We start from the raw sequence: 12,597 nt of genomic DNA on the forward strand, positions 1-12,597 counted from the left end.
GATGAAATGGTTGTGGGCGCTGGCCCTCTTCACTAGCCAGGTCTGGGCGTTCGATCCCATCGATACCGGCTCGCTCTTCCCGGCCGTGGTGCAGGGCCATCATGGCAACAACAACGATGCCTGCCACCAGATCAACGGATACCAGCTGATCCAGCTCAACAACGCCAAGATCAATGGTAGCGACGGGCTGCCACTCAACTTCTGCTCCATCCAGCCGGATCAGAACAACACGCGGCGCTGCGACGATGGTGCTGGCGGCTACAAGGTCTGTACCGTCACCGGCAGTGACATTCGCGGGCTGGCGCTGAACGGCAACAACGCCTTCCCCTCCAACAATGCCAATACGACCCAGTCCTGCTCGTCCGGCTCGCAGAGTGCTTCCAGCGCGGCTTATGACACCATGACGGTGGAAAGCTGCACCATGACTTTCCCCAGCCGCAGCACCTATCAGTTCAAAACGCTGACGGTGCGCAACAACGCGACCCTGGTGCTGGGCGAGGGGGATTATTTCATCGACCGCCTGAACCTGGACAACGGCACCATCCGTCTCTCCGGTAGCGGGACCACCCGGATCTTCGTCAACCAGGACGTGAAGCTGGTCAATACGGTCAGCATCAACGCCAACAATCAGGGCAGCCTCATCTGGGTGAACTACAACAACATGGTGATCGACAACAGCACCACGTTTTATGGTTACCTCTATACCGACGGGCTGCTCAACATGAACAACAATGCCACCGTCTATGGCAAGGTGACGGCCGGCTACTTGAAGATGGATGCCCAATCCAGCATCAATACGGCGGTGTTGCCGCCCATGCTGACCTGTTTTGCCGATGGCTTCGACAGCGCCCAGATCAATCCGGACAGCTGGGTGGTGGCCCAGCGCAACAACAGCACCCTGCCATCGGTACAGAACGGCCGTCTGCGCCTCACCCAGAACATTACCGATCAGGCCACTTCGGCCACCTTCCAGCGCCTCTTCCCGGGGGCTGGCAACCTGGTGACGGTCGAATTCGATCAATACGCCTACAAGACTTCCGGTACGAGCGGGGCGGACGGCATGGCGGTGGTGCTTTCGGATGCCACCCTGACGCCGCAACCGGGGGCGTTTGGCGGCCCGCTGGGCTATGGCTACAAGACAGGGATCAGCGGCTTTGCCGGCGGTTGGCTCGGGGTGGGGCTCGACGAGTACGGCAACTATGCCAACGAGGGGGGAAGTACCAACCTGGGGTCGCGGCCGCAGGCGGTCTCCATCCGTGGTTCGGGGTCGGGCACCTCGGGTTATCGCTATCTGACGGGGACGGCCAGCAACCTGAATCCGCCCGTCGACAGCGGAACCAATAGCAATCGCCCCCATCGCTATCGCATCACGGTCGACTCCCGCTCCGCAGGCAACTCGCTGGCCACCGTCGAGCGGGATACCGGCGCGGGGTACAGCACCCTGGTTGGCCCCATCAACATGACGAGCCAGAGCGGTCAGGCGGCGGTGCCGGCCAATTTCCTGCTCTCCCTGACCGGCTCCACCGGCTCGGTGACCAACTTCCACGAGATAGACAATGTGCGGATCTGTGCCCTGCGCTCCAACCCGGTGGGTACCCAGATCGATCACTTCGAATTTGACCACAGTGGCAATGCGCTGACCTGCAACCCGGAAACCCTTACCATCCGGGCCTGCGCCAATCCGGACTGCAGCCAGTTGATCACCGATCAGGTCAGCGCCAGCCTGCTTCCTGCCAGCAGTACCAGTGGTGGCTGGATCGGGGGCAATGTGGTCAGCTTCAGCGGCGGCACCACTACGCTGCAGCTCAGAAACAACACGGCCGGATCGGTTACCGTGGGGGTCAGCGGCTCGACGCCCTCGACCAAACCGCTCAGCACCACCCTCTGCCGGTCGGGCGGCGGGGCGCTCAGCAGCGCCGCCTGTACTCTCACCTTTGCCGACAGTGGCTTCGTCTTTGACGTGCCCGACACCTACTCGAACCAGCCGCAGACAGTGGCCATCAAGGCGGTCAAGAAGAGCGACGTGACCAAGCAGTGCGTGCCGGGTTTTGCCAATCAGAGCAAGAGCGTCAAGTTCTGGAGCAGCTACGTTTTGCCGACCAGCAATAACTACAACAGCAAGATAAGCGTCAACAGCAGTGTGATCGGTACCGATCTGGGCAGCGCTACCCTGGTGCCGCTCGCTTTCGACGCGCAAGGCCAGTCGACCATCACGGTCAAGTATCCGGATGCCGGCAAGGTTCAGCTGGATGCCCGCTACGACGGCACGGGCATTGAGGCGGGGCTGGTGATGACCGGCGCCGACCAGTTTGTGGCGCGTCCGGTCGGCTTGTGCATTACGCCCCCGCAAGGAGTCTGCGCGGCAGGTGACAGCAGTTGCCCGGTGTTCAAGAAGGCGGGAGATAGCTTCCAGATAGACATCAAGGCGATGGCCTGGGAATCGGCCAATGATGGGGATATTTGTGTCGGGAACCAGACCACGCCCAACTTCGTCCTGCCCAATATTGCCCTGGGCAGCACCTTGGTAGCACCCAGCCCGGGCACCAATGCAGCGGTGGGAACGGCTACCTATAACCATGTTCCCGCGAGCAATAGCCTCAACAGTGTCGGCCAGTCGGTCAACGAGGTCGGGGTATTCCGGATGACGGCGACGCCACCGGTGGCAATGCAGCCAGAGGGAAGCACTGTATCTACGGGTTATTTCGGCTACACCATCCCTCCCGCCAGCAGCGTGCCGGTGGGCCGCTTCGTACCCTGGGACTTTAATCTGTTCAGCGGGACTGTGACCCCCGCCTGTGGCGGTTTCAGCTATATGAGTCAGCCGTTTGGCGTGAAGATGCGTCTGCAGGCTCGCAACAAGCAGGGCGGGGTGACTCTCAATTACCGCGATGCCTTTGCCAGAGGGCTGGTCTATCTGGTCGGTGCCGACAACAAGGACGGCATCGATCGAACCGATCGGATCGGCAGCCTGGCGACCAACTGGCAGGCTGGCGAGGTCATTTTCGATGGCAGCAGCCGGTTTGCCCGTCTGGCAGAGCGGACGCCGTCGCTCACCACGCCGGAAGAGCCCTTTTTCAAGCTACGGTTCGGGTTGCGCGTCATCGATGGTGAAAACCCGTCGATCACGACCCTGACCGGAATGAACATGAACACAGGCGTGTCGGGTGACTGCCAAGTCGGAGTGACCTGCAATGCGAAGCAGCTGAGCATCCCGGCAGTGGTTGATGACACCATGGTTGCCTACTACGGCAGGGTGCTGGCCGGCACGGATCGTGGCGCCGCCAGCGAGCCGCTGTCGCTCTCCTTGCTGATGCAGCACTACCAGAACGGCGCCTGGAGCAGCAATAAGGCAGATGTGTGCAGCACGCTCTCGCTGGCCAATGACGGTGTGCTCTTTACCGATGATACCCAGCATTATGATGTGGCCAGTGGCGATCTGGTGTTGGGAACGGCGACCAGGATCACGGTGGGTCTGGGAGCCCCTTCGCCAGGGGCCGTCGTAGGGAAGGCCGACAAGGGAGAGTTGCTGTTCCACTTTGGCGCTCCTCAGTTCGCTGTCCGCGTGCCATATCACATCGTGCTGGAAAAACAACCGCAACAGCCGCGCTGGCTGGCCGATCCGGGGAACCCGAACAGCCTGCTGGGTGAGGCCATTTTCGGCTCCAGCCGGGGTAATGACAGAATTATTTATCGGCGCGAAGTGATGCACTGAGCGGGGAGTCGGGGCGGATCTGTCACCTTCGCCCCCCTATCCCCTTGTTTATTAGCGTTTGTCGGCTTGTGCGGGTGAGTGATGACTCGCATTTTTGTCGCGCCTGATGGGTTGGCGACAGTTTGAGCGCTTGCCGATTGGGGTGGGCATTGGTAAAGTTAGCCGGTTTTCTGCACCTCCAAATTCTTAGGATTTCCCGTAGCCATGTTCAAAAAGCTCAGAGGCGTCTTTTCCAACGATCTGTCGATCGACTTGGGAACTGCCAACACCCTGATCTATGTAAAAGATCAAGGGATCGTCCTTAACGAACCCTCAGTTGTCGCCATTCGCCAAGAGCGCGGGAACGCCAAATCGGTCGCTGCCGTCGGTCATGCCGCCAAGCAGATGCTGGGTCGTACCCCTGGTAACATCTCCGCCATTCGCCCGATGAAAGACGGCGTGATCGCCGATTTCTACGTGACCGAGAAGATGCTGCAGCACTTCATCAAGCAGGTTCACGACAACAACTATTTCCGCCCCAGCCCGCGCGTGCTGGTGTGCGTGCCGTGCGGCTCCACCCAGGTGGAACGTCGCGCCATCAAGGAATCCGCTCTGGGTGCCGGTGCCCGCGAGGTCTACCTGATCGATGAACCCATGGCTGCCGCCATCGGTGCCGGCCTGCCGGTCTCCGAAGCGACCGGTTCCATGGTGGTCGATATCGGTGGTGGTACCACCGAAGTGGCCATCATCTCCCTGAACGGTGTGGTTTACTCCCAGTCCGTCCGTATCGGCGGCGACAAGTTCGACGAAGCCATCATCAGTTACGTACGTCGCAACTACGGCAGCCTGATCGGGGAAGCCACCGCCGAGCGCATCAAGCACGAGATCGGCTCCGCCTATCCGGGCGAAGAGGTGCGCGAGATCGAAGTGCGTGGTCGCAACCTGGCCGAAGGTGTGCCGCGCAGCTTCACCCTCAACTCCAACGAGATCCTGGAAGCGCTGCAAGAGCCGCTGTCCGGTATCGTTTCCGCCGTGATGGTGGCGCTGGAGCAGTCTCCGCCCGAGCTGGCCTCCGACATCTCCGAGCGCGGCATGGTGCTGACCGGTGGTGGTGCCCTGCTGAAAGATATCGACCGTCTGCTGATGGAAGAGACCGGTATCCCGGTGGTGGTTGCCGAAGATCCGCTGACTTGCGTGGCCCGTGGTGGCGGCAAGGCACTGGAGCTGATCGATATGCACGGTGGCGATCTGTTCCACTACGAATAAGACCCAAAGCCGGCCAGCGTGCCGGCTCTTTTTTGACGACCCATGAAACCCATTTTTGGTAGAGGCCCTTCGCTTCAGTTACGGTTGTTTCTCGCCGTCATCATCTCCATTGCTGCCATCGTAGCGGACTCCCGCTTCGGTGTGTTCAGCCACGTCCGCGTCTACCTCAGTTCGCTCGTCAGCCCGCTGCAATACATGGCCAATGCGCCGGGGATCATGCTCGATACCATGTCGACCCAGGTGCAGACCCGGGCCGGCCTCATCGAGCAGACCAAGCAGCAGGAACAACAGCTGTTCACCCTGCGCTCGCGCCTGCTCAAGATGGATCATCTGGAGCACGAGAACCAGCGCCTGCGCGAGCTGCTGGGTTCGCCGGTGCACAAGGAGTCCCGCAAGATGGTGGCCGAGCTGCTGTCGGTGGATTCCGACCCCTTCAGCCATCAGGTGCTGATCAACAAGGGGGCGCTGGACGGTGTCTACAACGGTCAGCCGGTGATCAACGATCAGGGGGTGATCGGTCAGGTGCTGCACGTGGGTTCCACCACCAGCCGCGTCCTGCTGATCACCGACTCCAGCCACGGCATCCCGGTGCGGGTGCTGCGCAACGACTTGCGCGCCATTGCCTCCGGCAGCGGCGAGCTCGACAAGCTGGAGCTGCGCAACCTGCCGCGCAACACCGACGTCCAGGTTGGCGATCTGCTGGTCACCTCGGGCCTCGGCGGCCGCTTCCCGGAAGGTTATCCGGTGGCGACCGTGACCCGCTCCGACTACGTGGAGGGCAAGCCCTTCGCCCAGGTCGAGGCCAAGCCGCTGGTGGCGCTGGATCGCTTGCGCTATCTGCTGCTGCTGTGGACCGACAAGAAACCGGAAGTGCATGACGATGAAGAGGCGCCGACCCCTGCGGCAGCCCCGGCTGCGGCGCCTTCGGCTGCGGGAGCGACGCGCTGATGTTGCAACCCGCCAGCGGCAGGATCTGGATCTGGATCTCGATCCTGCTGGCCCTTAGTCTGTCGATCCTGCCGCTTCCTTTCCAACTCGAACCCTTCCGGCCGGACTGGCTCGCCATGGTGCTTATCTACTGGGCGCTGGCGCTGCCACACCGGACCAACGTCGGCACCGCCTGGGTGGCGGGCCTGCTGCTGGACGTGCTGCTCGGCAGCACCCTCGGCGTGCGGGCCATGGCGATGGCCATCACCACCTATCTGGCGGCGTTCCAGTTCCAGAAGATCCGCAACTTCTCCCTCTGGCAACAGGCGCTGATCATCGGCTGCCTCTCGCTGGTGGGCAAGGTGACCATCTTCTGGGCCGAGCACCTGTTCAGCCGCGCCAGCCTCAATTTCGCCTACTTTTGGTCGACCCTGAGCACGATGCTAATATGGCCCTGGGTTTTCCTGGTCTTGCGCAAGGTGCGCCGGCGCTTCAATATCAAGTGAATATGAGTAAAAACAACTCATTGTAACCGTACCCTGGCTCGCGAAGTGATTATGAACAAGCACAACGAACTGCAACTCTATCTCGCCTCGGGCTCGCCCCGCCGTCACGAACTGCTGACCCAGCTGGGCTACCGCTTCGAGGTACTCAGGCTGGATGTGCCGGAACAGCGGGAAGAGGGCGAGAAGCCCCAGGACTATGTCTGCCGGCTGGCCCGCGACAAGGCCACGGCCGGCGTGGCCGCCGCGCCCACGGCGCTGCCGGTGCTGGGCGCCGACACCATAGTGGTGCTGGGTGATCGGGTGCTGGAGAAGCCGTCCGACCTGCTCGACGCCAAGGACATGCTGGAGGCGCTCTCCGGCAAGGTACATCAGGTGATGACGGCGGTGGCGCTGGCCACCCCGGAGCGCTGCGATGTGCGGCTGGTCACCACCAACGTGGCGTTTCGCAAGCTGGACGAGGCCGAGATCGAGGCTTACTGGCGCACGGGTGAGCCCTGTGACAAGGCCGGTGCCTATGCGATTCAAGGCATTGCCGGCAAGTTCGTCAGCCGCATCGAGGGGAGCTACAGCGCCGTGGTCGGCCTGCCCCTGCTGGAAACAGACCTGCTGATCAAGCATCATCTGGAACAGTCCCGGTAATCCAACCGCTGCCTTGTTGCGCAGGGCCGGTTCCGCGAACCGCTCGCAGCAAGGCGATCAGAATTTGAAGCCATCACAGGCAAGGCATAGGTCGGTGACATGCACCGGCTGTTTCTTACTGCGTTACTCACCGGGCACGTGCCGGTTTGGCTGCCAGAATTTAAAACTAGAAAGGCAAGGTAACTTATGTCGGTAGAACTGCTGGTAAACGTCACCCCCTCCGAAACCCGGGTTGCCCTGGTCGAAAACGGTCTGCTGCAGGAAGTGCACGTGGAGCGTCAGGCCAAGCGCGGCATCGTGGGCAACATCTACAAAGGCAAGATCAGCCGGGTACTGCCCGGCATGCAGGCGGCTTTCGTCGATATCGGCATGGACAAGGCGGCCTTCCTGCACGCCTCCGACATAGTGCCGCATACCGAGTGCGTGGCGGTGAAGGAGAAAGAGCAGTTCCAGGCCGGCAACATCGCCGAGCTGGTGCGCCAGGGGCAGGACATCATGGTGCAGGTGGTGAAAGATCCGCTGGGTACCAAGGGCGCCCGCCTCACCACCGACATCACCCTGCCGTCCCGCTATCTGGTGTTCATGCCGGGCAGTGCCCACGTCGGCGTTTCCCAGCGCATCGAGTCCGAGGCGGAGCGCGAGCGCCTCAAACGCACCGTGGCCGGCTATGTGGACGAGCTGGGCGGCTACATCATCCGCACCGCCGCCGAAGGGGTGGGTGAGCAGGAGCTGGAGCAGGATGCTGCTTTCCTCAAGCGCCTGTGGCGCAAGATCCTGGAACGCAAGCAGAAGTACCCCCCCTGCAAGATCCTCTACGAGGATCCCAGCCTGGCTTTTCGGGTGGTGCGCGACTTCGTCGGGGCCGAGCTCGACAAGATCCGGGTCGACTCGCGCCAGAGCTTCGATCAGCTCAAGCGCTTCACCGAGGAGTACGTGCCTGAGCTTGCCAACAAGCTGGAGTACTACTCCGGCGAGTCGCCGATCTTCGATCTCTACGATGTGGAAAACGAGATCCAGCGCGCGCTGGAGCGCAAGGTGGAGCTCAAATCCGGCGGTTACCTCATCATCGACCAGACCGAAGCCATGACCACGGTGGACATCAACACTGGGGCCTTCGTCGGCCATCGCAACCTGGAAGAGACCATCTTCAACACCAACGTCGAGGCGACGGCGGCCATCGCCCGCCACCTGCGCCTGCGCAACCTCGGCGGCATCATCATCATCGACTTCATCGACATGCAGTCGGAGGATCACCGCCGGCGGGTGCTGCACAGCCTGGAGCAGGCGCTGTCGAAGGACCGCGCCAAGACCAACGTCAACGGCTTCTCCCAGCTCGGCCTGGTGGAGATGACCCGCAAGCGCACCCGCGAGAGCCTGGAGCACGTGCTCTGCTCCGAGTGCCCCGAGTGCAAGGGGCGCGGTCGGGTCAAGACGGTGGAGTCGGTCTGCTTCGAGATCCTGCGGGAGATCATCCGGGTCAACCGGGCTTACGACGCGGATCAGTTCACCGTCTACGCCGCCCCGGCGGTGGCCGACTACCTGCGGGGCGAGGAGTCTCACAGCCTGGCCGAACTGGAAGTGTTCATCGGCAAGCAGGTCAGGGTGGTGAGCGAGCCCCTCTGCGGGCAGGAGCAGTTCGACGTGGTGATGATGTAATTGGTCTATCGCTGGCTGAGTCGGGGCTGGTTGGCCCTCGGGGTCTTCTTCGTGCTGCTGGCCATCCTGGTCAGTCTGGTGCGCTTTGGCGGCCCCTTGCTCAATCAGCACCGACAGGCGCTGCTCAATACCCTGCTGGCCGACAGCAAGCTGGAGGCCAGCGTCGATCGCATCGGGCTGGACTGGACTCAGCGTGGCCCGGCCCTCGAACTGCAGCAACTGGTGATCGCGCCGAATTCGGGTCGCTTCGCCCTGCGGCTTGGCAAGGTGTGGGCCCACCTCGACTTCTGGCGCTCCCTCAACGAACTCAAGCCGGTATTTGGCCAGCTGATCCTGAGCGATGGCGACATCGCGCTGGATCTGGGCCAGCCTGCGGAGCCGGAAAGCGGCAACGGCAGCGACCAGCAGCAGGCTCTGCTGCGCTTTCTGCTGACCCAGCTCTCCACCTTCGATATCCATGACACCCGCCTCAGCCTCACCACGGCGCTGGGGGAGGTGCGCGCCCTCGACATCGCCCAGCTGCGCTGGCAGAACCGCGGCAAGCGTCATCAGGGGGTCGGCAAGGCCTATCTCATCAACGGGGTGGGCGAGAGCACCCTAGATCTCATCGTCGACGTAGATGCCCCCCAGGTGCGGCTCGATCGGCTCAAGGGTCAGCTCTACCTGGGGGCCCGCCAGCTCGACATCAGCCCCATGCTGGCCCGCACCCACTCAGGGGAGCCCAAGGTGAGCGGCCAGCTCGACTTCCAGCTCTGGAGCGAGTTCAAGGCCGGTCAGCTGGGGGATTCGCTGCTGGCGTTCGGCGACAACTATCTGATCTGGCAGGATGAGAAACAGGGTGATCTGCACCGGCTTGGGCTGCAGGGGGGCAAGATCCAGCTGCGCCGGGACGGCAAGGAGTGGCAGTTTGCCAGCCACGACGTCACCTTCAAGCTCGACGGCAAGCCCTGGCTGCACAGCCGGTTGCAGCTCGAGCGGGTCGGCGATCGCATTCAGGGTTATGTACCGGCCATCGATCTGGACCAGATCGCCAACCTGAGCCAGCTGGTGTCGGGGATCTATCCCGAGCTGACCGAGACCCTCAAACGCACCCGCCCGACCGGCAAGATAGAGGATCTAATCCTGCAGGCGGATGCCGGCTGGCAGGGGCTCTCCGTCAGCGGCCAGCTGTCCCACATCCGGGTCAACGCCTGGAACGACGTGCCCGGCGTGCGTGACCTCAACGGCGAGTTCTGGCTCACCCCGACCGGTGGCAGCGCCCGGCTGCAACTGGCAAACGATGCCATAGATCCGGCCCGTCACTTCAAGGAGCCGATCCCCATCGGCAGCTTCTCGGCGCGGCTCGACTGGTGGCAGGTGCCGCAGGGCTGGGTGCTCTATGGCCAGGATCTGGTGCTGGACAACCCGGATCTGAGCCTCGCCAGCCGCTTTCGGCTCGATCTGTTCGAGCACCCCTTCCTCGCTCTGACCGGCCGCATCGACGTCAAGAATGCGGCCAACGCCGATCGCTACTATCCGCTGCAGGTGATGGACAAGAGCCTGGTGGATTACCTGAGCGGGGCCATCAAGGGGGGCAAGGCCAAGGGGGCTGACCTGCTCTGGTATGGCGAGTTCCGCGACTTCCCCTACCGCAAGGGCGAGGGCATCTTCCAAGTGGCGGTGCCGCTGCAGCAGGCCTCCTACGAATTCTTCCCCGGTTGGCAACCGCTTACCGACCTGCAGATCGATCTGTTGTTCCAGAACGCCAGCCTCGACATGAACAGCCGTGCCACCCAGCTCGGCAAGGCCAGCTCCGACTCGGTGCACGCCTGGATCCCTGATCTCTATCCGGGGGCCCACCTCTACGTGGACGCCAAGGTTGAGGGCGAGGGCAAGGCCATCAGCGACTACCTGCAGGACTCGCCGCTCGGCGGCTCGGTCGGCCAGGCGCTGCGGGAGGTGGAGATCCGCGGCCCCATGAAGGGCTCGGTGAAGCTGGATATTCCGCTGGATGGCGAGAGCGAGGTCAAGGCCAGCGGCGACGCCCTGTTCAGCAACAACAAGGTGCGGGTGACCAGCCTGGATCTGCCGCTGGAGCAGGTGCAGGGACGGCTCGAGTATGACAACGAGCAGACCCGCTTCAGCAACCTCAAGGCGAGCCTGTGGAACCAGCCGCTCACCCTCGACTATCAGGGCCGCCAGCAGCCCAATCGCTATCAGGTCGATCTCAAGTTCAAGGGGCAGTGGGACAGCCGCCGCCAGCGGCAGGACATCCCGGCGCTGGACATCCTCAAGGGGCGCGGCAACTGGGCCGGCAGCCTGGGGCTGACGCTGCCGAGCGATCAGCCGTTCAGCTTCCAGCTGGCGCTCGACTCCAACCTGCAGGGCATGGGGCTGGATCTGCCCGCGCCGCTCGCCAAGGCGGCCGGCAGCCGGCTACCACTCAAGGTGACCGCCCGTGGCCGCGACGGCAGTGCCGACATCCGCGCCGTGCTGGGGGCCGACGTGGATATGCAGAGCCGGCTGGTGTACGGCGATGGCGTGCCCTACCTCAGCCGGGTGCGGGTGGATGTGGGGCAGCCCGGCGCCCGGGTGCTGCGCGATCGGCCCATGCTACTCGCCATCAACCAGCAGCAGGCCGACGTGGCCGGCTGGCTGGCTCGTCTCAAGCAGTGGCTGCCAGCCAGCACGGCGCCGAGTGGCAATGCGGTGGTGGGCCCCTCCTTCTTGCCGCAGGAGTGGTGGGTGGACGGCCGCCTGGCCCGCGCCGACATCGGCAGCGCCAACCTCAAGGCGGTGCATTTCACCGTGGGGCCGGTCAATCAGGCCACCGAGGTGATGATTGACAGCCCGGACGTGATGGGGGTGGTGCGCCTGCCGGTGTCCGAGCGTCAGCCCATCGACGCCAAATTTGCCCGCATCCACTGGTCCGGCAAGAGTTCGGATCTGAGTCCGGATCCCGATGCCAGACAGGACAGAGCCATCATGGATGCCATCCCCTGGCTCACCTTCAGCTGCGTGGACTGCCGCTTCGGCGAGTTGCCGCTGGGGGAGGTGAAGGGGGAGCTGATCCCGGGGGCTGACAAGCTGAGCCTCAAGGGGCTGGAGATGCGGCTGGCGGGCAGCCAGCTGAACGGTAGCGCCGAGTGGCTGGCCGGGGCGGATGGCATGCAGACCCGCGCCCGCGCCCACATCAGCAGCAACAACAGCGAGCTGCTGCTCAAGCGGCTCGGCTACACCTCGCCCATCGGCGATGCGCCCGGCAAGATGGCGCTGGATCTGAGTTGGCGCGATGTGCCCTATCGGCCGAACGTGCCGACCCTGAGCGGCACCGCCGACTACCAGCTGGAAGGCGGCACCCTGCGCGAGGTGAACGACAAGGGGGCGCGATTGCTCTCCCTGCTCAGCCTGGATTCATTGTTGCGCAAGCTGCGCCTCGATTTTCGCGACGTGTTCGACAAGGGCTTCTACTTCGAGTCCATGTCGGCCTCCGCCAAGATCAAGCAGGGGGTGGTGGACAACCGCGACTTCTACATGAAGGGGGCGGCCGGCAACCTGCGCGGCGAGGGCATCGCCGATTTGGTGCGCTGGCGGCTCGACTACGAGCTGAGCTTCTCCCCCAACCTGGGCGGCACCTTGCCGGTGGTGGCGGCCTTCTCGCTGACCCCGATCACCGGGCTCTACGTGCTGGCGCTCTCCAAACTGCTGGAGCCGGTGGTGGATGTGGTCACCCGTATCGATTTCCGGGTCTCCGGCCCGCTCGACGATCCCAAGCTGATCGAAGCGGGACGGGATCGGGCCCGTATCAAGCTTAATCAGCAGCAGAAGGAGGCGGTCGACGCGGTGGCCCCCAACCTGCCGACGCAGGAGGTGACCCCCTTCCTGCTGACCCCCAAACACGCGGGGCCCGCCCAGCGCTGAACGAGCGGCCCG

Annotated in this window: 7 protein-coding genes; all 7 read left to right on the top strand. The window is 63.3% G+C overall.

From position 1 onward, the window contains the following. Position 1 precedes the first annotated feature (1 nt). The 7 genes from E5E97_RS06180 (at position 2) to E5E97_RS06210 (ending at position 12,585) form a co-directional block, all read left to right on the top strand. Entirely contained in the window at positions 2 to 3,712 is a 3,711-nt protein-coding gene (locus E5E97_RS06180) for a DUF6701 domain-containing protein (protein WP_118882066.1), read from the top strand. A 204-nt stretch (positions 3,713 to 3,916) separates the two neighbouring features. Further along, a complete protein-coding gene (locus E5E97_RS06185; protein ID WP_005308111.1) occupies positions 3,917 to 4,957 on the top strand; it encodes a rod shape-determining protein in 1,041 nt (346 codons plus the stop codon). 42 nt (positions 4,958 to 4,999) lie between these two features. Further along, positions 5,000 to 5,905 carry a rod shape-determining protein MreC gene (gene mreC, locus E5E97_RS06190; protein ID WP_011704376.1) on the top strand — a complete coding sequence of 302 codons (906 nt, stop codon included), beginning with the start codon at positions 5,000 to 5,002 and terminating at the stop codon, positions 5,903 to 5,905. Next, entirely contained in the window at positions 5,905 to 6,390 is a 486-nt protein-coding gene (mreD, locus tag E5E97_RS06195; RefSeq protein WP_005308115.1) for a rod shape-determining protein MreD, read from the top strand. The genes mreC and mreD overlap by 1 nt, the downstream gene beginning before the upstream one ends. Before the next feature lie 51 nt (positions 6,391 to 6,441). Further along, on the top strand, positions 6,442 to 7,029 hold the full coding sequence (locus E5E97_RS06200) for a nucleoside triphosphate pyrophosphatase (protein ID WP_043160924.1): 588 nt from the start codon (positions 6,442 to 6,444) through the stop codon (positions 7,027 to 7,029). 186 nt (positions 7,030 to 7,215) lie between these two features. Further along, entirely contained in the window at positions 7,216 to 8,685 is a 1,470-nt protein-coding gene (gene rng, locus E5E97_RS06205) for a ribonuclease G (RefSeq protein WP_011704378.1), read from the top strand. Further along, complete coding sequence (locus tag E5E97_RS06210) at positions 8,686 to 12,585, top strand: YhdP family protein (RefSeq protein WP_171279986.1); 3,900 nt, start codon at positions 8,686 to 8,688, stop codon at positions 12,583 to 12,585. Positions 12,586 to 12,597: the final 12 nt, after the last annotated feature.

The sequence above is a fragment of the Aeromonas sp. 2692-1 genome (genome assembly GCF_013085505.1).
Classification (GTDB): Bacteria; Pseudomonadota; Gammaproteobacteria; order Enterobacterales; family Aeromonadaceae; genus Aeromonas; species Aeromonas hydrophila.

Excerpts from the sequence above, each read along its gene's own strand:
- E5E97_RS06180 (WP_118882066.1), top strand. The coding sequence starts at position 2 with ATGAAATGGTTGTGGGCGCTGGCCCTCTTCACTAGCCAGGTCTGGGCG.
- E5E97_RS06185 (WP_005308111.1), top strand. The coding sequence starts at position 3,917 with ATGTTCAAAAAGCTCAGAGGCGTCTTTTCCAACGATCTGTCGATCGAC.
- mreC (WP_011704376.1), top strand. The coding sequence starts at position 5,000 with ATGAAACCCATTTTTGGTAGAGGCCCTTCGCTTCAGTTACGGTTGTTT.
- mreD (WP_005308115.1), top strand. The coding sequence starts at position 5,905 with ATGTTGCAACCCGCCAGCGGCAGGATCTGGATCTGGATCTCGATCCTG.
- E5E97_RS06200 (WP_043160924.1), top strand. The coding sequence starts at position 6,442 with ATGAACAAGCACAACGAACTGCAACTCTATCTCGCCTCGGGCTCGCCC.
- rng (WP_011704378.1), top strand. The coding sequence starts at position 7,216 with ATGTCGGTAGAACTGCTGGTAAACGTCACCCCCTCCGAAACCCGGGTT.